The following is a 20995-nucleotide window of genomic DNA, read 5'->3' on the forward strand; positions in this document are numbered from 1 at the left end:
AAGGACACTACCCGACATGAACAGACGTTCCGAACGCTGCGGGCTACTGCTCGCCGGCTTTTTCGCTTTGCATACCGTCGCCGCTCAGGAGACGCTACCGAAACCCGATCCGGGCTTCCAGGGCAAGATTGGTGTGACCCTCGAGGATTCGGTGCCGGCCTGGCCGGCCCAGCCGGTAGCGCCGAAAGGCGCGCCCAACGTGGTGCTGATCCTGCTGGACGACGTCGGTTTCGGTGCTTCCGCCACCTTCGGCGGTCCCGCCGCGACACCCGACCTCGACCGGCTCGCCTCGGAAGGGCTGCGCTACAACCGTTTCCATACCACGGCCCTATGCTCGCCGACTCGCGCCGCGCTGCTGACCGGGCGCAACCATCACCAGGCCGGCTTCGGCGTCGTGATCGAGACCGCCCGCGGCTATCCCGGCTACAACGGCTACTGGCGCAAGGACACGGTATCGGTGGCCGAAGTGTTGCGCCGTAACGGGTACAGCACCGCCGCGTTCGGCAAATGGCACAACACGCCCGCCGGCGAAATCACGCCGGTGGGTCCCTACGACCGCTGGCCGACCCACTTGGGTTTTGAATACTTTTACGGATTCCAGGGCGGTGAAACCAACCAGTGGGAGCCGCAGTTGTACCGTAACACCGAAGCGGTGGAGCCGCGGAAAACGCCGGAACAAGGCTATCACCTGACCGCCGATCTGGCGGACGAAGCCATCGGCTGGCTTCGCAAACAGCGCTCCCTGGCGCCGAACAAGCCGTTCTTTCTCTACTTCGCGACCGGCGCTACCCATGCCCCTTTGCACGTGCCCAAAGAATGGATCGACAAATACCGGGGGCGGTTCGACCAGGGTTGGGACAAGCTACGCGAAGAGATCTTCGAGCGGCAGAATCGCTTGGGTGTGATCCCGGCGAATGCCGAACTGACCCCCAGGCCCAAGGAGCTACCCGCTTGGGATTCCCTGAGTCCTGATCAGAAACGCTTGTACGCGCGGCAGATGGAAGTCTATGCGGCTTTCCTGTCCCATACCGACTACGAAGTGGGGCGGCTTCTCGGCACCGTACGGCAGACCGGACAGTGGGACAACACCTTGGTGCTCTATGTCGTCGGCGACAACGGCGGCAGCGCCGAGGGCACGCTGGACGGTTCGATACGCAATATCGCCAGTTTCTTCGGAACCCGCGACGACGTGGCGACCCAATTGGCGCATATCGACGAGCTAGGCAGCCCCTTGCACGACAACCATTACGCGGTTCCCTGGGCCTGGGCCACCAACTCGCCTTTCCAATGGACCAAGCAAGTGGCCTCTCATTTCGGCGGCACCCGCAATCCCCTGGTGGTCTCTTGGCCGGCGCGCATCAAACAGCCGGGCGGGCTGCGCAGCCAATTCCACCATGTCAACGACGTGGCACCGACCATTTACGAAGCCGCGGGCATCACGTTTCCGGAAACGGTCGACGGGGTCGCCCAGATTCCTTTGGAAGGCAAGAGCTTGCTGTACAGCTTCAACGACCCCAATGCCCCTGACACTCATACGGTTCAATATTTCGAAATGTTCGGTAACCGCGCCGTCTACAAGGACGGTTGGCTGGCCGGGGCGCGTCACGGATTGCCCTGGGAGTTGCAGGGGCGCAAGGACGATTTCGAGAACGACCGCTGGGAGCTGTACCACGTCGCCGAGGATTTCAGTCAGGCCCATGATCTGGCCGCTCAGTACCCGGACAAGTTGAAAGAGTTGCAGGCGGAATTCGACAAGGAAGCCTGGCGCAACAACGTTTATCCGCTCAGCGCGGGGCTGCTCGACAATCTGCGCGGCGGAGACGGACCCTCTCTCGCCAAGGGCCGGAGTTCGTTCGTCTACACGGCCGGTTCAGTGCGCATCCCCGACGCCACCGCCCCCAGGCTCGAAGGTCGCGCCCATCGTATCGTGGCGACGGTGGACATTCCGCCGGCCGGGGCGGAAGGCGTCCTGGTCGCTCACGGCGGCCGGTTCGGCGGCTACAGCCTGTATCTCAAGGACGGTCGCCTGGTGTACGAGACCAACACCTTGGGACGCAACCGGCACGTGCTGACCTCAACCGTACCGGTGCCGGCCGGCCGCGTGGAGCTGGGCTTCGAGTTCCAACCCGACGGAAACAGCGGCAAATCCGGCATCGGCCGGCTCTTCGTCAACGGACAGCCGGCGGGGGAGGCGCATTTGGCCGGCATCGGATCGCTACGGGCCGCGCTCACCGAGACCTTCGACGTGGGCGAGGAACGCGGTTCGGTCGTTTCGAACGCCTATGCCGCGCCTTATCGATTCACCGGAACGCTGGAAAAGCTGACGGTGGACTTGCAATAACTAGAGAGATTTTGCGGATGAAACCATTCTTGCTTCTCCTCACCCTCGTCCTGGCGTGGCTACCCGTCCACGCCGCGGAGACCGAAAAGCCTAAGACCATCAACATCGGCGTGGCGGCTACGGGTGTCGGCGGCCGGCCTTTCGTGGGCGGCGGGGCGTTTTCCGTGGCCCATGTCAAACGCTATCTGGAACAGGAATTCGAGAAGGACGGCATCGAAGTGAAGTGGCATTTCTTCAAGAATGCCGGTCCGGCGGTGAACGAAGCCTATTCCAGCGGGCAGCTCGATTTCGCCTGGCAGGGCGATCTGCCCCAGCTCATCGGCCGGGCCGGGGGACTCAAGGTCAAGTACATTCTGGGCGGCGGGCGGCGCGGCAACCTTTATCTGGCCGCGCGCAAGGATTCGACCGCTAACGGAATCGAGGACATCAAGGGCCGCAAGCTGGGGCTCCACAAGGGTACTTGCTTGCAACTCGGCGTTGCCCGCTTGCTGGGGGATCACGGCATCAAAGAGAAAGACCTCAAGGTCTACAACATGGATTATCTGACCTCGGCCACCGCGCTCGGCAATGGCGAATTGGAGCTGACTTTCGGTCTCTACAACCTCTACTACCTTCGCGACCAGGGCCTCGCCAAGCTGATCTACGGCGGCAAGGACGACGGCGGGAAATACGGCTGCGCCGGCGGCTACACTGTGGCCGAGGCCTTCGCCGACCAGTACCCGGACATTACCCAGCGGGTGGTGAATGCTCTGGTCAGGGCCAATTACTGGACGGTGCAGGAGGAGAACCGCGACGAGGTCTACGAGATCTGGGCCAAGTCGGGCATTCCCTTGCAGCACTTCCGGGAGGACTGGGACGGCCAGAACTGGACGCAGAAGCTTTCGCCGCTGATCGACGACTATCTGGTGCACAGCTACCGGGTATCCTTCGAGGACGCCAAGAAGTTTGGCCTGGTGCGCGGCAAGTTTGATTTGGAGCGCTATTTCGATCGCCGTTATCTCGACAAGGCGCTTTCCGAACTGCAACTACAGGGTTACTGGAAAGAGGAAGATCCGTCCGGAAAACCGAAATCATGAGATTTCCGGTGCGCCCGGAATGGGGATGCTTGCTGCTCGCGTTCTTCCTAACTCCGGTTCTGGTCGCGGCGGAGGAAGCGGACTATGTCGGCGGCGCGGCCTGCGGAGGCTGCCACGCCGAACAGGCGAAAGCCTGGGCCGGGTCGCACCACGACCTGGCCATGCAGCCGGCGACGCCCGCAACGGTATTGGGCGATTTCCGCGGCGTCCGCTTCGATTATTTCGGCGTGACGTCCCGATTTTTCCGCCGCGGCGACCGCTTCCTGGTCAACACCGACGGCCCTGACGGCAAGTTCGCCGATTTCGAGATCAAGTACACCTTCGGCGTATATCCGCTACAGCAATACCTGATCGAGTTCCCGGACGGCAGGCTGCAAGCCTTGGGCATTGCCTGGGACAGCCGTCCCAAAACTCGGGGTGGGCAGCGTTGGTTTCACCTTTATCCCAAGGAAAGGATAGGCCCCAGCGATCCCTTGCACTGGACCGGTCCGCTGCAGAACTGGAACCACATGTGCGCCGATTGCCATTCTACGAATTTCCGCAAGAACTACGATCTTCGAACCAACCGATTCGATTCCGCCTGGACGGACATCGACGTAGCCTGCGAAGCTTGCCATGGGCCGGGTTCGCAGCATGTCGCCTGGGCCGAGGGCAAGACGGAACACTCGGCCGACCGTGGTCTCGACGTCCGTTTTCGGCCGCGTCGGGAGAGAGTCTGGACGTTTCCCGCCAATTCTTCCATTGCTCGCTTGTCCGAGGCCACGAATACCGGGCCGGAAATCGAAACCTGCGCCCGCTGCCATGCGCGGCGCGAACAGATCCAGGCAAATCCTGTTCATGGCCGACCGCTGCTGGACGGTTTCGTTCCCGCGCTTTTGACCCAGGGTTTGTACCACCCGGACGGGCAGATGCAGGACGAGGTGTACAACTACGGCTCGTTTCTGCAAAGCAAAATGTATCGTCAGGGAGTCGTTTGCAGCGACTGTCACGATCCTCACAGTCTGAAGCTTCGGGTCCCGGGGAACGGCGTCTGCGCTCAATGCCACAAGGCGGAAAAGTACGATTCGCCGGCCCATCATTTCCACAAAACGGGTTCGGAAGGTGCGCGCTGTGCCGCGTGCCACATGCCGGCGACTACCTACATGGGCGTCGATCGGCGCCATGACCATAGTTTCCGCATTCCGCAGCCCGATCTCACAGTCGAGCTGGGCGTGCCGAACGCATGCAACCGCTGCCATACCCGGGAAAAACCGTCCTGGGCAGCGGCTAGGCTCAAGCGCTGGTACGGCCGCAAGCCGCGTGCCGGCAAAGATTTCGCAGCAATCTTCGCTGCGGCGAGGCAGGGCAGGGCGAGCGCAGAAGACCGCCTTGTCCAGCTTGCCATGAACACGGCTCAGGCGGGAATCGTTCGAGCCACTGCGCTGTTCGAACTCGGGCCTTATCTGAGCGGGAAGACCTTGCCGGTGGTACGGCAGGGGCTCGGCGATTCTGATCCCTTGGTCAGACTGGGCGCTGTGGAAGCCTTGAACGAGGCCGATCCCGGCGTGCGTTTCCCGCTCTTGTCGCCCTTGCTGAACGATCCGCTTCGTGCGGTCCGTATCCGAGCGGCGCGGGCATTGGCACCGCTCGTTTCGCAAGCCTTGCCGGTGGAGCGACGCACGGCCATCGAGCGCGGGTTGTATGAATACATCGCTGCCCAAAAGGCCAATGCCGATCGTCCGGAGTCGTGGATGAACATAGGTCTTGCCTACGCGGAATCGGGACGGCACAAGGGCGCGGAAGCGGCTTATCGTACCGCCATGAAACTGCGTTCCGATTTCACGGCGGCTTATGTCAATCTGGCCGACCTGTATCGTGCTCAGGGGCGAGACGCGGAAGGCGAAAGTCTTCTTAGAGCGGCTTTGAAGATCGACCCGGATAGTCCCGAGAGCCACCACGCCCTGGGCTTGCTGCTGGTACGCCACAAGCGCCTCGATGAAGCGCTCGAACATCTGCAACGGGCGGTGACCCTGAATCCCGAAGGTTCACGTTTCGCCTATGTCTATGCCGTCGCCCTCGATGCGGCCGGTACGACCGATAAAGCCGTCGTGGTACTGGAAAAGCACTACCGCCGCCATCCCGACGATCGAGACACCCTCTACGCCCTGGTACGGTTCAACCGCCAACTCGGACGGTTCCAGGCGGCTGCGGACTATGCGAAACGGTTTCAGGAACTCGCCTCCGACGATCCTCGGAGCAGGGGACTGCAAGACGGACTCGGAACGCCGAATCGGTAATTCCGGCCACACTCGCCGTAACGATACCGGCGCATCCGTTCCGCCCGGGCGACAAGGAGATTCAGGACAGGGGCGTGACATCAGCAACTGATGAATAGATGAATAGGAATATGCAAAAAAGTTATTTATAAAAATCCATTCATGCCTTTTAGATATATTGCGATGCTTGTTATAGTACGAACACGTTCAACAAACGCCAAAGTGCGTCCACTGCAGTCGAGCCAGGAAGCCGCACGCAGGGTTAGTTTCAAGTCCAGAGGAGAAGTGAAGCATCATGGAAACGTCTTATCCCGACCGATCGACCGAACTGCTCGAGGGAAGCCACCCTTCCCCCGTGCTGAGCTTTTCCGAGCCACGCTCGCTTACCCTTTCCGTTCGCGCCAGCGCGCTGGTCTTTGAAGACCCGGCCTCTCGGCAGTTGCTGGAGCACATCGAACGCATCGCGCCTAGCGATGCCACCGTCCTCATCATCGGTGAAACCGGCACCGGCAAGGAACTGATTGCCCGACATATCCATGCGCTCAGCCCGCGTCGGAACGGACCGTTCGGTGCCTTGAATTGCGCCGCCCTGAGCGAAACCTTGATTGAGAGCGAACTGTTCGGGCATGAAAAAGGCGCTTTCACCGGTGCCGTGAGCAGCAAGGACGGGTGGTTCGAAACCGCTAACAACGGCACTCTGTTCCTGGACGAAGTCGGCGATCTGCCTCTGGGGCTGCAGGCGAAGCTATTGCGCGTGCTGCAGGAACGCGAGGTGGTGAAGGTCGGAGCGCGGCGGGCGACGCCGGTGAACGTGCGAGTGATCGCGGCCACCAACGTCAATCTGGAAGAGGCGGTGGAAGCCGGCCGTTTCCGGGCCGATCTGTACTATCGCTTCAACGTCGCCATGGTGCAGCTCGTGCCTTTGAGGGATCGGCCCGGGGACATCCTGCCTTTGGCCCGTCACTTCCTGAAACTGTACGGCGAGCGTCTGGGCTACAAGGACGCCCGGCTGACTCCGGAGGCGGAACGGCTCTTGTTGAACTACGACTGGCCGGGCAACATTCGGGAGTTGGAGAACGCGATTCATAGAGCCCTGCTGGTCTGCCCGGGCGACCATCTCCGTCCCGAGGATTTCAAGCTTTCGGGACTGCGGCCTCAAGCAACGGCGGCGCCCGTGTCGATCACATCTACTGCCTCCCTGGAGGCCGCCGTGCGTCAGTTGTGCGAGCGGGCGCCGCCGAAACTGTTCGAGCTGATCGAGTCCACAGTTCTTCGTACGGCGCTCGAATTCTGCGAACATAACCAGGTTCAGACCGCCCGACTGCTGGCGATCAGCCGTAACGTGCTGCGTCATCGCATGGCGCTGTATGGCCTCTTACCAAACAGCCAAGGCGAAAAAGCAAATACCTCTGGTTCCGTTTACGCGCCCACACGGTCTTCCCATACCCTTGCGCCGGGCTGCTGCGACTGAACTGACAAAAGGATTGCCCCTGGGCTGGCAGGTGGAGCAATGAACTCACGGTCAGGGTCGAGCAAGTGGCCGAAGGCTTAGCCTTCGTCTGCTGCCTTGCTGATCGTATAGCGTTCGCATAGTTCGAAGGAAACTCCTTTGTCCCGGTCGCGAGACCTCATTTCATGATGGCCAGCCCATCGTCGTGACCACCTCGCGCCACGGCTCGTCGTTCGTAAGAACCGTTCACACGGAAGTCTGCGCCTGACTCGGAACACTTCGCTAAAACGGCGCATGTTGAACATAAGACAACAGCGTGCTGCTTGTCTGTTGTCTATTGATCAGCCGGCAAGGGTTTCGTCTGGAACCGTTTTCCTTCTCGCCGATAGTCCCGCCTGTGGAATGGGCGCATTGCCTCGTCCTCTCGGCCATGTCTTCCGTGGTCAGGAATAGCGGACGGCAATGGCATGTACTCTGCTAAATGGCAAGCGTTCGTTTCTGCACGACTGCTCCGGCCTACGAATAGCGTAGGCCGGGTCAACTCGGGGCCGAACTACCCCGATGCGGCGACGAACCACCTGAACCAGTCCCAAGCGTGTATCTGGCCTTGCCACAGGACCGGGATGCCACAAGGGTTTTAGGGGCTGGACAAATCGATAAACAGAATCCGTTGAATACGGCTATCCAGCAAGGAGAAAAATATGAGCGCCTTGAGCTTGGCTTTTGATACGCAGCGTCTTGCCGAAAAGTACGAAGAGCTGAGCAGTGACCGTCAATTTAAGCAGGGCAAATGGCTGATCGAGGAATTGAACCTCGTTCCGGGGGAGCGGGTCCTTGATGTCGGCTGCGGAACCGGGTTATTGGCGGAGCATGTCGCGGATATCGTCGGACCTTCGGGTTTCGTGGCGGGGATCGATCCATTGCCGCTCCGCATCGCCATTGCCAACCGTAGGGCGAAATCCAATCTGGTTTTCCGGGTCGGCAATGCCTATGACTTGACCGAATTTGCCGAAAACAGCTTCGACGCAGTCTATCTGAATGCGGTTTTTCATTGGCTTTCGGAGAAGGAAGAACCTTTGCAGCAAATTCGGAGGGTACTGAAGCCGGGCGGGCGGCTCGGGTTGACTACGGGCTCGAAAGAACATCCCAACCGGCTCTTGCAGATCAGACGCGAGATTCTGTCCAAAGAGCCTTACAACGCTTTTCCCGAATCCCGGTCCGGATATCCACACTGGGTGAGCGTACCGGAGCTGGTTTGGCTACTGGACCGCAACGGCTTCTCGATCAGTAAAGTAGAGGTACTGGAAAACGTTATCCATCACGCGAACGCGGACGCCGCCATCGATTTCTCGCAGGCCAGTTCCTTCGGTAACTTTCTCGGTCACCTCCCGGACGAACTGAGAGAATCGGCCATCGCCGAGATCAAGGACGCGCTGGAGGCATTGCGGACGCCGGAAGGTATTCGTCTGGAAGGCTGCCGCATCGTGGCGGTGGCGACAAGGAAGTGAGCTCGCCATCTGGTCCGGGAAAAGGTAGGGGGAGTTCAAGTTGCTGAACGAAAAAACCTGCCGTATGGCGCGCCCGAGCATCGCTGGCTGGAGCCGGAATTGCCCGAAGGATCGCGTACGGCGATAGATCTACAGGGACGTACATTCTGTCGCCCCCGGCGTAAGCCGGCGACGCGCAGGATCAGCGCGCCATACGGGTGCCTTTTCTTTGGGTTACTTTGGATTCGCACCTTCCCTGGTGCGAACCCTTCGGGCGCTCTCCGCGCGTCCAAATGTGTTCCCGACACATTTGTTAGTCACGCAAAGAACAAACTCGCCAGGAGCGAGTTTGGACAGGCGGAGGCTGGCCCGAAGGGCTAACCTCAGGGATGGGGTTAGCACAAGTAACTCGCCCGCGGGGCGAGACCCGCTGAAAAATAACGCGCTGCCGGAGGCAGCCTCCTTATTTCAGCCTACATCAGAGATGAAAACGGCGCTTTTGGATGTATCCAACTGCCGAATTTAGGAAAAGATTCTCGTCATTGGTAACGCAAGGCCTCGATCGGTCTGAGTTCGGCCGCTTTGCGCGCCGGATAGAAGCCGAAGAAGATCCCGACCGCGGCGGCGACGGTGAAGGCGAGGAGGATGGACGATAGGGTGACGACCACGGTCATGCCGCCCAGGACGGCGGCCAGCCAGGCGCCGACGAAGCCGATCGCGGCGCCGATCAGGCTGCCGGCGAGGGAGATGATCAGCGCTTCCAGGAGAAATTGCAGCAGCACGTCGCGGCGTCGGGCGCCGATGGCGAGGCGGATCCCGATCTCGCGGGTACGTTCGGTGACCGATACCAGCATGATGTTCATGATGCCGATGCCTCCCACCAGCAGCGAGATCGAGGCGATGGCGCCCAGCATGACCGACATGGTGCGCGTAGTTCCGGCGGCGGTCTGAGCGAGAGCGGTCAGGTTGCGGACGGTGAAATCGTCTTCCTGTCCCGGCCGGATACGGTGCCGTGCGCGCAACAGTTCTTTAATGCTCTGCTCCGCACGGGGCATGACCTCCCGCGAGCGCGCTTTGACCATGATGAAGCGGATCATGCCCGGAAACGGGTTACCGAACAGTTGGCGCTGGGCGGTCGTCAAAGGCACCATCGCGGTGTCGTCCTGATCGCGCCCGTCCAGACTTTGTCCTTTAGGTTCCAGGACGCTGACGACGACGAATGGGCTATTCTTGACGCGCACGGTCTTGCCGACCGGATCTTCGTTGCCGAACAGGTTTTGAACCACGGTTTGCCCGAGTACGATGACCCGGGTCGCCGAGCGCACGTCGCTGTCCGTGAACACGGCGCCGCCGACCGGGTGCCAGTCGCGCACCTCGAAATAGGCCGGGGTGGTGCCCATGATGGACGTCGCCCAGTTGTTGGGGCCGTAGATCACTTGCGCGACGTTGGAAAATGCCGGTGCGACCGCGGCGATCTCAGGCAGTTCGCCGATGGCGTAAGCGTCGTTGACGGTGAGCGTGGGTACGGTGCCGCTGCCCATGCGCACGCCGCCCGAGGTCGACGAACCGGTGAGCACGATGAAGAGATTGCTGCCCATGGAGGCGATCGCTTCGCTCACCATGGCCTGGGCGCCTTGACCGATTGCCATCATCAGCACGACGGCGCCTACGCCGATGATCATGCCGAGCATGGTGAGCGCGCTCCGCAGCCGATTGGCGCCCATCGCCTGCAGAGCCTCCTCGAGTAGGCTGCCGAACATCATGCGTACGCTCTCTTCAGAATCGTTTTCGTCGGCCCGTCCTCGGCGATGTGGCCATCCACCACATGGATCAGACGCTGGGCATAGCGTGCCACGTCCGGCTCGTGTGTCACCAGGACGATGGTCAGGCCCTGTTCCCGGTTAAGGCGTTCGAACAAAGCCATGATTTCCTCGCTGGTATGGGTGTCCAGGTTACCGGTCGGCTCGTCGGCCAGGATCAGCGGCGGTGAGTTGGCCAAAGCCCGGGCGATGGCGACGCGTTGCTGCTGACCGCCCGAAAGCTGCGGCGGCTTATGGCCGATGCGGTGACCGAGTCCTACTTGTCGGAGCAGCTCCACCGCGCGGGCTTCCCTCTCTTCGCGGCTCACGCCGGCGTAGAGTAGAGGCAGCGCGACATTATCTTCGACGGTTTTCCTGGGCAACAGATTGAAGCCTTGGAAGACGAAACCTATGGTTCGATTACGCAGAGCGGCGAGCTGGTCCGGGTCGAGCTTGGCGGTATCGGTTCCGTTCAGCACATAACGGCCGCCGCTCGGAACATCAAGGCAACCCAAGATGTTCATCAGAGTCGATTTTCCCGAACCCGAGGGTCCCATGATGGCGACGAACTCGCCGGCATCGATCGTGAAATTCAGGCCGTGCAATATTTCCAGAGTGCCGGCATCACCTACCGGATAACTCTTGACGAGATCGACGACTTCGATGAGTGGGGACGGCATGCTCAGAACATCCTGACCCTGAAAGAACCGCCGGGGCCACGGCCGCCGCTGCCATCCGGTCGGCCTGCCTGTTGATGCTGGTCCTCGGTGATCAGAGGATCGCCTTCCTTGAGGTCGCCTTCGACCAATTCCGCGAACCTGCCGTCGGCGATCCCGATACGCACCGGTACCGCTACCGGCGCTCCGTCTTTTAGACGATAAACGTTTTTCTTTCCAGGATTCGTGGATTCAGGTCTCCCCGTCGGTCGATAGCGCAGGGCTGGCAACGGCAGCTTCAGTACGTCCTTGCGCTCGTCGACGACGATGTTGACGAAGGCCGTCATGCCGGGCAAGAGAATTTCCTCGGGGTTGTCCACATCGATCACCACATTGTAAGTCACGACGTTTTGAAGAACTTGCGAATTCAGACGAATCTGCCGCACGGTTCCCACGAATTCTTGTCCCGGAAACGCGTCCACCGTGAAATTCACCATCTGGCCGACTCTTACCTTGCCTACGTCCGCTTCGGCGACCGTAGTGTCGATCTGCATCTTCTTCAGGTCCTGGGCAATGGTGAAAAGGGTGGGCGTCTGAAAGCTGGCGGCTACGGTTTGGCCTACGTCCACGTCCCGTGATACCACGACGCCCGATACCGGCGAAACGATGACGCTGTAGCGCAGATTGGTCTCGTCACGATAAACCTGGGCCTTGGCCGCAGCCAACTGGGCCTTGGCCGCGCCCAGCGCCTGTATCGCCTGATCGAGTTCGGCGCGGGAGATATAGTCCTGTTCGTACAGGGCGCGGGCGCGCCGTTCGTTGGCTTCCGCGAGTTCCAGGGAGGCGAGCGCGTTGGCCACGTTGGCGCGGCTTTGCTCGAGTTGGGCTTGGAACAGAGCTGGGTCCAGTCTAGCCAGAACCTGGCCTTCGCGCACCCGATCATTGAAGTCCGCATACAAGGTTTGCACAGTGCCCGATACCTGGGTGCCGACGTTGACCAGCACCACGGGGTTGAGGGTTCCGTTGGCTGAAACGGTCTGCCGGATCTCGCCGCGGGCGACCGGAAGCGTGCGGTAGACCGAAGCGTCGGCGGCCTTGCGGCGCTTGTCCCACAGCACGAATCCGCCAGCGCCCAGGGCGATTAGGATCAACAGGATCAATACTTTCGAACGCGACATCGTGAACCTAGATTAGGGGAGATTGGTTTTCTTTCCCACCGTCCGCAGACTGGCACCGATTTCGGTCGGGTCTAGGGCGCCGATCGCCTGTGCCAGGCGGGCTTTGCCGATATGCCAGTTATAGCGGGCCTGAACGTATTGCAAACGGGCATTGGCAAGATCCGCTTCGGCGTTCAGAAGTTCCAAAATACTGCCTGCCCCAGCCTTATAACGTCCCAAAGCCACTTTTTCCGACTGGGTTGCGCTTGCCAACAAATCGCGGGTGCTAGCCAGCGTTTCCCTGGTGGTGTTCAAGTCGAAATAGGCGCGCCATACGTCGAGGGCGATGGCCTGATCCAACTGATCGCGGGTAGCTTCCTGTACCGCCACTTGTTCTTCTGCGTTTCGAATCTGGTAGGTGTTGGCGAAGCCGGTGAACAGGGGCACGCTCAGCTGCAGGCCGACCGACCAGCTTTGGAAATTCTGCGAGACACTGGAATCGCTGTAGGAATAATTGCTCACCAGGGACAGGGTCGGCAGGCTGTTGGAGCGAGCCGATCTCACGTTCGCCTCGGCGGCTCGGACCTGAGCCTCGGCGGCCGCCAGATCCGGGCGTAACGCCTTGGCTTCTTCGATCAAAGCCTGCACGTCCCGTTCCCGTTCCTCGTCCGGCTCGATATAGGCGGGCGACGCGATATTCAATGACGGGTCGGGTTTGAGGCCCATCACGTTGGCGAGGACGCCCAAGGCGTTCTGCGCTTCGCCTTCGGCTCGCTGGCGGTTGAGCTTGGCCTGAGCGTAAGCAGTTTGGGCTTGCAGCTTGTCGGCCAGCGCCGCGGCTCCGACCTCGTAACGGAACGACGCGGCTTTGAAAGCTTCCTCGCTGGAGCGTTCGGACGCTTGCGTGGCTTCCAGGGCCGAGCGCGCCGCGAACAACTGGTAATAGGCTTGGACCGCGTTGAACAACACGTTCTGCAAGGTAGCGGCATGGCTCCAGTTGGCGGCTTCCAATGCCGCCCGCGCGCTATCCACCCGTGCCGACCGGCCGCCGAAATCGAACAGCAGATAGTTGAGGCTCACCGAGGGCGTGATCCGGAATTGTTCCTGACGTCCGAAGCTTCCGCCGCCTATCCCCGTTCCCAGGGTAAAGTCTTGCAGTTGGCTCTGAGAGGCGCTTCGGGTGCCGGTTTGGCCATACGAGAGCGAGGTATTGAAGTTGATGGTGGGCAGGTAGGCGGCTTGCGCCACGCCGAGTTGGGCCGCCTGGGCCCGAGCGCTGGCCCAGGTCTGCCGCGTCTGCGGATTATGGCAGAGCGCTTGATCGATGATGTCGACCAAGGTCCAGGTGCGGTCGATTCGGGCCTCGGCAGGGCAAGGTTCGCCTACGCCGGGTCTATAGGCCGATCGCGCACGCGAAGGCGACACGGCTTTGCGAGTGTTTAGAGGGTCTTCCAAGAATGGCGGGCGCTCCAATGCCGGCAGATCGCCGGCTAGGAAGGAACCTGCCAACACCAGGAGCTTGAGCCCACGAGCGGGCCGCGTACTAGGCTTTTTCACGGCGCTGTCGTGTTCTTCAATGTTCCGGTTTTTCGAGTAGGCGTCGACGCCCTTCGCTCGACAACTCGGGCGCGGACGTCAGGATCACCGAGCGCAAGCTGGCTTGTAGTGCGTCCATCGCGCGCTCGCTGCGTTCCAGAGCCGCTTCCAGTTGTTCGCGCTGGAAGGGCTCGGCTTGGAGCGTCTTTCTGACCTCATCGCGCGAGGCGCGCACCGCTTCAATGCGGGCGGCGAGTTCTGGGCGCTGCGCGTCCAGGATTCTGCGGAACGCCATCGCGTCCTGCTCAGGAAGCCTCGACGTGAATCTTTCCTCGAACGCTTCGATCGATAGCCAGGAGGGGCGATGCTTGTGCTTATAGGCGCCGGCGCCGATCCATGCCAACAAGAACACGTTGGTCGCCAAGGAGCCGAGAAGGATCAGAGCCGTTGCTCTGGACGATAGGCTTAGAGGTTTCATCGTTCGCCGAAATCCCCCGCCAAGGTGCTCAAGGCCGCCGTGTTGATCCAGTCTTCGGAAGGCGTGGCGTTGATTCCGCCGCCGTACCATCCAAGGAGGCAACCCATGACGAGTGCGACGCCGAAGCTTGCGATGCCGGGCCAGTACGAGGCGAACGGCCACACGATGACATCGGGCGGCACTTCGTTAGCGGATTTGCGACGTTGCGGGAGCCCAAGGGCCTGTTGGCAAATATGCTCGGCCAATCTTTCGGGTGGTGCCTCGATTTTCCATAGATCGAGCAGACGGTCGATGTGTTCGGCCTCGGTGCGTTCGGCGTTAAAGCGTGAAGAAGCGGCAAAACTATGCCAGCGCCAGATTTGGTAGCGCTTCTTCGGCCAGCGCCGGGTATCGGCCCCAAAGGCCGCGAAATAACGTTTGAAGCGGGATAAGAGCATTGGGCTCCTCCTAAGTTCTGATCAATGGGGCCAGACGTTCGCGCAAGGTGCGCCTCGCTCGCACCAACAAAGCTTCCAAGGCGCTTACCGAGATCTCGAGGATTTCGGCGGCCTCAGCGTTGCTGAAGCCTTCGTAATAGCAGAGGACCAGAGCGGTTTTCTGTCGCATCGGCAGTTCCTCGACGGCACGAGCGATCTGCTCAGCTTGCTCTTGCCGGAAAAGCATGGATTCCAGGTCGGGCGTGGGCATGGACGGCTCGTCGTCGCCCCACGGTTCGTAGCGGTCCCGGCGGAGGCGGTCGATGCACAGGTTGACCACGATCCGTCCCAGCCAGACGGCGAAACCGCCTTTTTGCGGAGACCAGGTCGCGGCGTTTACCCAAACCCTCAGAAAGGCTTCCTGGACGATCTCCTCAGTTTCCGTCGGCATGACGCCGAGTCGGCGTGCGATCGTGTACATACGGGGTGTATGCCGGCGCACCAACTGCGAAAAGGCGTCATGGTTGCCCTCGGTGACCCGCTCCATCAGGAACTCATCGGACGGTGACGAGGCATCGCCGTCTCGTTCCCGAGACCGGAATCCGGAGCCAGACTCCATGATCAGGCAGGAGAACTCGTTCACGAGTGTTTTCCGCACGAAGGCTCGTCTAGGGAACGGCGGTGGTCGGCCCGGTACCCTTGATGGGAAGGCAGTGAGCGCGATCGACGCAAACGCTGGCAAGGGCTTGTCGCCCTACGAGCGGCAGTAGGCAGCGTGGAAATGGGAGAGAAGACGTTCATACCGTGCATATACGCAGGTAAGGAAAAAAACTTGCGCGGGATTTCGACCGATTGGCTGAGGGCGGTCAGAAGAATTTCTCGTACAGCGACAGAATCACTTCCATCACGATGAGAATAACGATGTACCACTCGACCCGGAGCGTCTGACGGCTGTTGACCAAGTCCAGGTAGGTTTCGGCGGTGCGGGAGATCAGTTCCAGCTTGCGGGACAGCGCCAGGTCCCGGTCGCGCAACTCATATTCGTAGGCCAGCCGTTCATAGAGTCGCTCGAGTTCGACGTCCTCCCAGGTGATTTCCGGCTTTTCGGTGACTTCGACACGGCCCACCGTCCGGGTCTGGATCAGCAGGACGTTCCCTATTTCGTTGAGAATCTCTTTTTTGTCACGGGCGGGTCCCAAGCCTTGGCACAAGCGTTCCGCCAGCCGCTCGACGCGGTCGAAGACCTCGGCGACGCTGCGTTCGTAGTAGCCGAGAACACAGCTTTTCGCCAGCACGTGTGCGACCACTTGCAGCCGACCAGGGCTCGCCTCACTGATGCTCAACCGTCCGTCCTGGTCGAAGCGCTCGGGCTGATGGGGATCGATGATGATATCCACCTCGTCCGATTCGGGATGAGTGAAGGCATTTTGGACCGAGGGCGCCAGACGCTCGAGGATCTCCGTTTCTTCGGCCCGGGTCAGGCCGATGAGCACGACTACGCCGAAACGAAAGATGAGGCTATACCCTCTAGGCCCCACCAGCATGGTCAGCGGCCCCACGGCGAGCCGGCTACCGCGTTCCAGATCCCGAACGTCGATGCGAGTTCCGAGAAACCAAGCGCGGGCGCGTAAGATTTGGGTGGCCTCGTTCCCCTTGCGAATATCCTCCGTCTGCACCGGACTTCGGTCCTTATAGGCTAGCGGTCAGGTTTCGGCGCGGAATGCTGCCGGCCGAACTTTTCGGCGATCTGCTTGTAGTAACGGTCTTGCAGCGCCACGTTGCCGCCGCGCATTTCTCCCAAGCGTTGCACCAACAGCTGCAATCGGTTCAAGCCTTCTCGGTATTGCGTCGACGAGTCGTCGCAGAATTCCAGCAACCGGCTGACGTCTTCGATCTCCCGGCGCAAGCGCACCTCTTCGGGGACATAGCCGGCATTCTTGAGAACCCGATACGCCATGCGAAGCTCGGCGGGCACTAAGGCCAAATCGTCTTCGTCGGGGATGGGCTTGCCGGCACCGGGCAAATCGCTCAAATCGCCACGCTCGATCGCTTCCCGGATCTTTTCTTCCGCGATTCGATCGAGGAACGCGAGTGTGCTCATGGCGTTATCGAAAACCCTCAGTGCGGCCTTTGATGAATTTCCCGGTGCAGCGCCTTGTACTCCTCGGAGAGCTTGTGGTCCGGTGCGTAGTAGATCAACGGCTTGGATTCACTGTGCGATTCGCGCACCTTGACCGAGGGCGAAAGTTTGGTTTGCAACACGGGATGGCCTTCCGATATCAACTGGTTGACCAGTTGCTGCGGGAGATTGGCGCGGCCCTGGAACTGATTGACGATGATGCCTTCGATTTCCAGCGCATTATTGTGGTCCGCTTTGATCTCACCGATCACGGCCAGGAGGTTGTAAAGGGCTTCCCGCGAGAAAGCGTCGCAGTCGAACGGAATCAAGCAATGCCGAGCCGCGATCAGGGCCGAGCGGCTGTAAAAGTTCAGAACCGGCGGTGTATCGATATAGATGTGCTCAAAATCCCCGAGCGCATCCAGCGCTTCGCGCAGCTTGTAGATTTTGTAGCGCGATTCGAGGCGGCTTTGCAGCGGCTCCAATTCGGGATGCGACGGCACCACGTAAAGATTCGGAAAAGGCGTTTCGTGGATGGCGCCGTTGAGTCCAGGATTCGGGCTTTTGCCGAAGAGATTGAGGCTCAGGGTTTCCTTGAAGAAATGCGCAATGCTGGCATCCGGGTCGGCAATTTTATGGCCCAGCAAATAATGCGTGGAATTACCCTGGATATCGAGATCGACAACCAAGGTTTTCTTGCCTTCCGCGGCACTGATGGCGGCGAGATTGCAGGTAATCGTAGATTTACCGACCCCCCCTTTTTGATTGAATATTACCCGGCGCATAAAAAGTTCTCTCAAAGCGAATGGGTGAAAACTGATCCACGAAGTATAAAAAACAATTGCATTCTATCGCTATTCTATCGCTAGCGCGCGACGCGATTAATCCATACCCCCAATGTCGTCAAAATTTAAATTAGAGGCCGCTTCGTCATTCCGGCCGGATTTGAACAGACGGCACAAAGCGAATCACATCCGGGTGCCCTAGATGTCAAGTCCCGCAAGATCGTAAACCTTCTTTCGAAAAAGATGAGGATGGGACAGTTGCCAGTTTTTGAGAGCCTGGATCGGGGTGAGATGGCCTAAGGCCTTTTGGGGAATGTGATGATTGTACAGCTCGACATAGCGGTGCAAGGTGGTGTCCAGATCGGCGGTTGAATCGAAGTGATGGGTTTGCAACACCTCCTCGATGCGGCCATTGAAGCGTTCCACCAGGCCATTCGTTTGGGGCCGTCCCGGCGGAATCAGGCGATGTTCGATGCCTTGTTCAGTACAGAGGCGGTCAAACTCATGCGTCCCCGAGGGCTGCCGAGTTCGGGTCAGGAAACGGTCGGTAAACTCCGAGCCGTTGTCGGTCAGGCATTTCTGGATGCGGAAAGGCGCGGCCTGAATCACCGCTTTGAGGAAGTCCTTTGCGCTTAAGGCGGTGCGGTTGGGCTTGAGGGCGACATAGACCCAGCGGGTGGCGCGGTCGATGGCGACGAACAGGTATCGGCGGGGTTCGCCGTCGATGGCGGGCAAGTACTTAACATCCAGGTGAAGGAAGCCGGGCTCATAGGCCTTGAAGGGTTTGACCTTCGCCTTCTCTGTAGGCGGAAGCAGGGTCTTGAGGGACGCCACCCCGTGGCGGCGCAGGCAGCGGTCTAGCCCGGAACGGGACACGGCGGGATTGAGAAATTCCCGGGTCACGGCCAGGAGATCATCCAAGGGGAGGAGCAGAGCTTGGCGGAGGTAGACCACGATGGCTTCCTGGGCGGGCGTGAGCGTGGTTCTGAGGGTGTGGGGCCGATGCGAGGCATCTTCGACCGAGGATCGGTGTTTCCACTTGCGGACGGTCGTTCGGCTAATGCCATGCTTTTGGGCCAAGGCGCGCTCGCTCAACGTGGACGCTTGAATGGCCTGCCGAACGGCCGGGGTGGTACGGGCGTTCTTATGAAGACGAATCTGCATGGAGAGAAACCTCACTTGGACGAACCGAATATCTCCTGGAGAAGGCTCCGGGCTTCGAACAGAGCATAACTCCTTCTCGGTAAATAATCACACGAGACGCGACACCTAGAGGGCGCATGACGGCCTAACCTGACGGTATTGCCCATACCATGCCGAGAGCGGGAATATCCCAGCCGAAATTCGTCGATTGCGGCTTCGGCAACTTAGAGCCTATCCCAATAGGTTTATGAAACCCTTCGACAAGCCTGTTCTGAGCGGAGTCGAAGGGCCTGTCCTGAGCTCGGTCGAAGGGCTCAGGGCGAACCGCCAATTGGGATAGGCTCTTAGACCAGCGCGTCTTCTGCTGACGCCGATCTATGCCGAGCCGGTACGAGCCGTGTGTCGCCCGGCAATGCTCATACGGCGTGCCAAAGCCGAACCGGACAGACAAGGTTCGATACCCGCCCCCTCGACTATTGCACGATGTCTTGCCGTCACTAGGGCCAACCCTTCGCACTGGACTTCGCTCCTCCAACGTCCTTTCCGCTGCAATAAACGGCACTGCTGCTCTGGAAACACAAGGCCAGCAGAGGCTGAGTCTTTATCAGCAGTCCGATTCCTGCCCGCAGCGGCCAACGCTTAAAAATCCGCCAGGGGTTGCCTGGCATGTTTTCTGAAATCGAGACTCGAGCACCGGTTTTCACGGTACGAATGGTTGGGCGGTGCAGATGAGGGATGTGGTGTTGCAACTCCGGTATGCGCCACGTCAGCAAACGTAAAAAAAGAAAAAAGGTAACGATGAAATATCCGCAATGGTTGTTGCTTGGGGGAGTCGTGGGCAGGGTTTTGTTTTGCGAGCCCTGTTACGCGAGCGATGCCGATGCCCGCATAAAGGCGCTGGAGCAAAGGGTGGCGGAACTGGAACGCCTTTTGATGTCGTCGGGAAAGCTTTCGGCGGCACAGGTGGAGGATGCCGAGCCGGTCAAGAAGCTGGATCAGAAAGTGCGTACGCTGGAACGACGTATGGAGGTGGAGCGGGAAAATGCCGCGGCAGCTAAGCAAACCTTGCCGGTCGTCAGTTTGGACGAATCCGGATTTTCGGTCCGGTCGGCGGACGGTGCCTATCAGCTGCGGCTCTCCGGCCTGCTTCAAGCCCATGGGTATTTCTTTAGCGACGACCATGATGATGCCGTCTCGGACACTTTTACGTTGCGGCGTGCTCGATTGATCTTCCAGGGGAAGCTGGCCAGGTATTTCGATTACTTCATCATGCCGGATTTCGGCGGAAACAGTCCGGCGCTCATCGATGCTTACGTCGACGTACGTTATCAGCCCGAACTTTCGCTCCGCGTAGGGCGATTCGTGTCACCTTTCGGGCTCGAACACATTCGGGCGGCGGGCAATATCTCTTTTGTCGAGCGGGCGCTACCGGACAATCTCGTACCCGATCGCGACAATGGCGTCCAGCTTTTCGGCGAGTTGGGGCACGGCGCGTTTGAATACGCGCTGGCCGTGGCTAACGGGGTGGTTGACGGTGGTACTTCGCAGAACGATACCAGCGATGCCAAGGAGTTCGTGGGGCGGATCTTCGCGCATCCGTTTCAATCACTCGGCGTCGAACCCCTGCGGGGACTCGGCATCGGCATTGCCGGTACTTACGGCAAGCAAGACGGAGCATTGCCGTCTTATAAAACCAGCGGACGCCAAACCTTTTTTAGCTATCGCAGTGGGGTCGTCGCAGATGGCGAGCGCTTCCGGATTTCGCCTCAGCTTTTTTACAACTGGGATTCGTTCAGCGTACTTAGCGAGTATGTTCTTTCCTCTCAGGAAGTCGCTTGGGGCGGTATGTCGGATACCCTCGAGAACGAAGCCTGGCAGGTGGCGCTCTCGTATGTGCTTACTGGCGAGAGCACCACGTATAAGACCGTGTTTTATCCGGTGTGGGGCAACGGCATCAAGCCGAGGCACGGATTCGATCCGCTCAAGAAGAACAAGGGACCTCAAACGGAGATCTGGGCGGCCCCGTTTCAGCCCCGCCATCCATGGGGCGCGCTGGAATTCGTTGCACGCTACAACCGCCTAGATGTCGATAGCAAGGCCTTTCCGGTTTACGCCGATCCGTCCTCTTCAGCTCGCTCAGCGAGCGCATGGGCGCTCGGTCTCAACTGGTACCTAAGTAGCCATTTCCGGGTCACCGCCGATTATGAACAGACCGCCTTCCAAGGAGGCGCGGCGAGCGGTGACAGGCCGCGTGAGAAAGTCGCCCAAGTTCGGTTTCAGGCGGCATTCTGAGATTG

17 protein-coding genes are annotated in these 20995 nt (G+C 60.0%); 6 read left to right on the top strand and 11 right to left on the bottom strand.

What is annotated here, in order from left to right:
* The first annotated feature begins 16 nt into the window (after window positions 1–16).
* The 5 genes from QEN43_RS13900 to QEN43_RS13920 all read left to right on the top strand — a co-directional run bounded on the left by QEN43_RS13900 (window position 17) and on the right by QEN43_RS13920 (window position 8630).
* Complete coding sequence (locus QEN43_RS13900) at window positions 17–2341, top strand: arylsulfatase (RefSeq protein WP_317963327.1); 2325 nt, start codon at window positions 17–19, stop codon at window positions 2339–2341.
* Between the two features lie 17 nt (window positions 2342–2358).
* Window positions 2359–3417 (top strand): ABC transporter substrate-binding protein, encoded by a 1059-nt coding sequence (locus QEN43_RS13905; protein WP_036269085.1) that lies wholly within the window; start codon window positions 2359–2361, stop codon window positions 3415–3417.
* Window positions 3414–5693: a tetratricopeptide repeat protein gene (locus tag QEN43_RS13910; protein WP_051331836.1), complete on the top strand. Its 2280-nt coding sequence runs from the start codon at window positions 3414–3416 to the stop codon at window positions 5691–5693. Before QEN43_RS13905 ends, QEN43_RS13910 begins: the two co-directional genes overlap by 4 nt.
* A 274-nt stretch (window positions 5694–5967) precedes the next feature.
* Window positions 5968–7143 carry a sigma-54 interaction domain-containing protein gene (locus tag QEN43_RS13915; RefSeq protein WP_317963328.1) on the top strand — a complete coding sequence of 392 codons (1176 nt, stop codon included), beginning with the start codon at window positions 5968–5970 and terminating at the stop codon, window positions 7141–7143.
* A 680-nt stretch (window positions 7144–7823) separates the two neighbouring features.
* On the top strand, window positions 7824–8630 hold the full coding sequence (locus QEN43_RS13920; RefSeq protein ID WP_026610967.1) for a class I SAM-dependent methyltransferase: 807 nt from the start codon (window positions 7824–7826) through the stop codon (window positions 8628–8630).
* A 518-nt stretch (window positions 8631–9148) separates the two neighbouring features.
* Here the strand turns inward: QEN43_RS13920 and QEN43_RS13925 are convergent.
* The 11 genes from QEN43_RS13925 to QEN43_RS13975 all read right to left on the bottom strand — a co-directional run bounded on the left by QEN43_RS13925 (window position 9149) and on the right by QEN43_RS13975 (window position 18719).
* Entirely contained in the window at window positions 9149–10372 is a 1224-nt protein-coding gene (locus QEN43_RS13925; protein ID WP_202901157.1) for an ABC transporter permease, read from the bottom strand.
* Window positions 10369–11088 (bottom strand): ABC transporter ATP-binding protein, encoded by a 720-nt coding sequence (locus QEN43_RS13930; protein WP_036269083.1) that lies wholly within the window; start codon window positions 11086–11088, stop codon window positions 10369–10371. The genes QEN43_RS13925 and QEN43_RS13930 overlap by 4 nt, the downstream gene beginning before the upstream one ends.
* Window positions 11089–11090: 2 nt before the next feature.
* Entirely contained in the window at window positions 11091–12242 is a 1152-nt protein-coding gene (locus QEN43_RS13935) for an efflux RND transporter periplasmic adaptor subunit (protein WP_036269082.1), read from the bottom strand.
* Between the two features lie 12 nt (window positions 12243–12254).
* Window positions 12255–13778, bottom strand: coding sequence for a TolC family protein (locus QEN43_RS13940; RefSeq protein ID WP_051331834.1), 1524 nt, complete (start codon window positions 13776–13778; stop codon window positions 12255–12257).
* A gap of 16 nt (window positions 13779–13794) precedes the next feature.
* Complete coding sequence (locus tag QEN43_RS13945; protein WP_026610965.1) at window positions 13795–14235, bottom strand: periplasmic heavy metal sensor; 441 nt, start codon at window positions 14233–14235, stop codon at window positions 13795–13797.
* A complete protein-coding gene (locus QEN43_RS13950) occupies window positions 14232–14672 on the bottom strand; it encodes a hypothetical protein (RefSeq protein ID WP_026610964.1) in 441 nt (146 codons plus the stop codon). The genes QEN43_RS13945 and QEN43_RS13950 overlap by 4 nt, the downstream gene beginning before the upstream one ends.
* Before the next feature lie 10 nt (window positions 14673–14682).
* Complete coding sequence (locus QEN43_RS13955) at window positions 14683–15294, bottom strand: sigma-70 family RNA polymerase sigma factor (RefSeq protein ID WP_156912829.1); 612 nt, start codon at window positions 15292–15294, stop codon at window positions 14683–14685.
* Window positions 15295–15517: 223 nt separating this feature from the next.
* On the bottom strand, window positions 15518–16327 hold the full coding sequence (locus QEN43_RS13960) for an RMD1 family protein (RefSeq protein ID WP_235726641.1): 810 nt from the start codon (window positions 16325–16327) through the stop codon (window positions 15518–15520).
* A 20-nt stretch (window positions 16328–16347) separates the two neighbouring features.
* A complete protein-coding gene (locus tag QEN43_RS13965; protein ID WP_317963329.1) occupies window positions 16348–16752 on the bottom strand; it encodes a DnaJ family domain-containing protein in 405 nt (134 codons plus the stop codon).
* Window positions 16753–16769: 17 nt separating this feature from the next.
* Window positions 16770–17555 carry a ParA family protein gene (locus QEN43_RS13970; RefSeq protein WP_026610962.1) on the bottom strand — a complete coding sequence of 262 codons (786 nt, stop codon included), beginning with the start codon at window positions 17553–17555 and terminating at the stop codon, window positions 16770–16772.
* Window positions 17556–17753: 198 nt separating this feature from the next.
* Window positions 17754–18719, bottom strand: coding sequence for an IS481 family transposase (locus tag QEN43_RS13975; protein ID WP_317963330.1), 966 nt, complete (start codon window positions 18717–18719; stop codon window positions 17754–17756).
* A gap of 777 nt (window positions 18720–19496) precedes the next feature.
* On the opposite strand from QEN43_RS13975, the gene QEN43_RS13980 reads away from it, so the two are divergent.
* Entirely contained in the window at window positions 19497–20990 is a 1494-nt protein-coding gene (locus QEN43_RS13980; protein WP_317963331.1) for an OprO/OprP family phosphate-selective porin, read from the top strand.
* Window positions 20991–20995: the final 5 nt, after the last annotated feature.

The organism is Methylocaldum szegediense (assembly GCF_949769195.1).
Classification (GTDB): Bacteria; Pseudomonadota; Gammaproteobacteria; order Methylococcales; family Methylococcaceae; genus Methylocaldum; species Methylocaldum szegediense.

Bases quoted from the DNA above. Each gene is read 5' to 3' on its own strand.
- QEN43_RS13905 (WP_036269085.1), top strand. From the start codon at position 2,359: ATGAAACCATTCTTGCTTCTCCTCACCCTCGTCCTGGCGTGGCTACCC.
- QEN43_RS13925 (WP_202901157.1), bottom strand. From the start codon at position 10,372: ATGATGTTCGGCAGCCTACTCGAGGAGGCTCTGCAGGCGATGGGCGCC.
- QEN43_RS13975 (WP_317963330.1), bottom strand. From the start codon at position 18,719: ATGCAGATTCGTCTTCATAAGAACGCCCGTACCACCCCGGCCGTTCGG.
- QEN43_RS13900 (WP_317963327.1), top strand. From the start codon at position 17: ATGAACAGACGTTCCGAACGCTGCGGGCTACTGCTCGCCGGCTTTTTC.
- QEN43_RS13910 (WP_051331836.1), top strand. From the start codon at position 3,414: ATGAGATTTCCGGTGCGCCCGGAATGGGGATGCTTGCTGCTCGCGTTC.
- QEN43_RS13965 (WP_317963329.1), bottom strand. From the start codon at position 16,752: ATGAGCACACTCGCGTTCCTCGATCGAATCGCGGAAGAAAAGATCCGG.
- QEN43_RS13930 (WP_036269083.1), bottom strand. From the start codon at position 11,088: ATGCCGTCCCCACTCATCGAAGTCGTCGATCTCGTCAAGAGTTATCCG.
- QEN43_RS13970 (WP_026610962.1), bottom strand. From the start codon at position 17,555: ATGCGCCGGGTAATATTCAATCAAAAAGGGGGGGTCGGTAAATCTACG.
- QEN43_RS13920 (WP_026610967.1), top strand. From the start codon at position 7,824: ATGAGCGCCTTGAGCTTGGCTTTTGATACGCAGCGTCTTGCCGAAAAG.
- QEN43_RS13935 (WP_036269082.1), bottom strand. From the start codon at position 12,242: ATGTCGCGTTCGAAAGTATTGATCCTGTTGATCCTAATCGCCCTGGGC.
- QEN43_RS13945 (WP_026610965.1), bottom strand. From the start codon at position 14,235: ATGAAACCTCTAAGCCTATCGTCCAGAGCAACGGCTCTGATCCTTCTC.
- QEN43_RS13915 (WP_317963328.1), top strand. From the start codon at position 5,968: ATGGAAACGTCTTATCCCGACCGATCGACCGAACTGCTCGAGGGAAGC.
- QEN43_RS13950 (WP_026610964.1), bottom strand. From the start codon at position 14,672: ATGCTCTTATCCCGCTTCAAACGTTATTTCGCGGCCTTTGGGGCCGAT.
- QEN43_RS13980 (WP_317963331.1), top strand. From the start codon at position 19,497: ATGAAATATCCGCAATGGTTGTTGCTTGGGGGAGTCGTGGGCAGGGTT.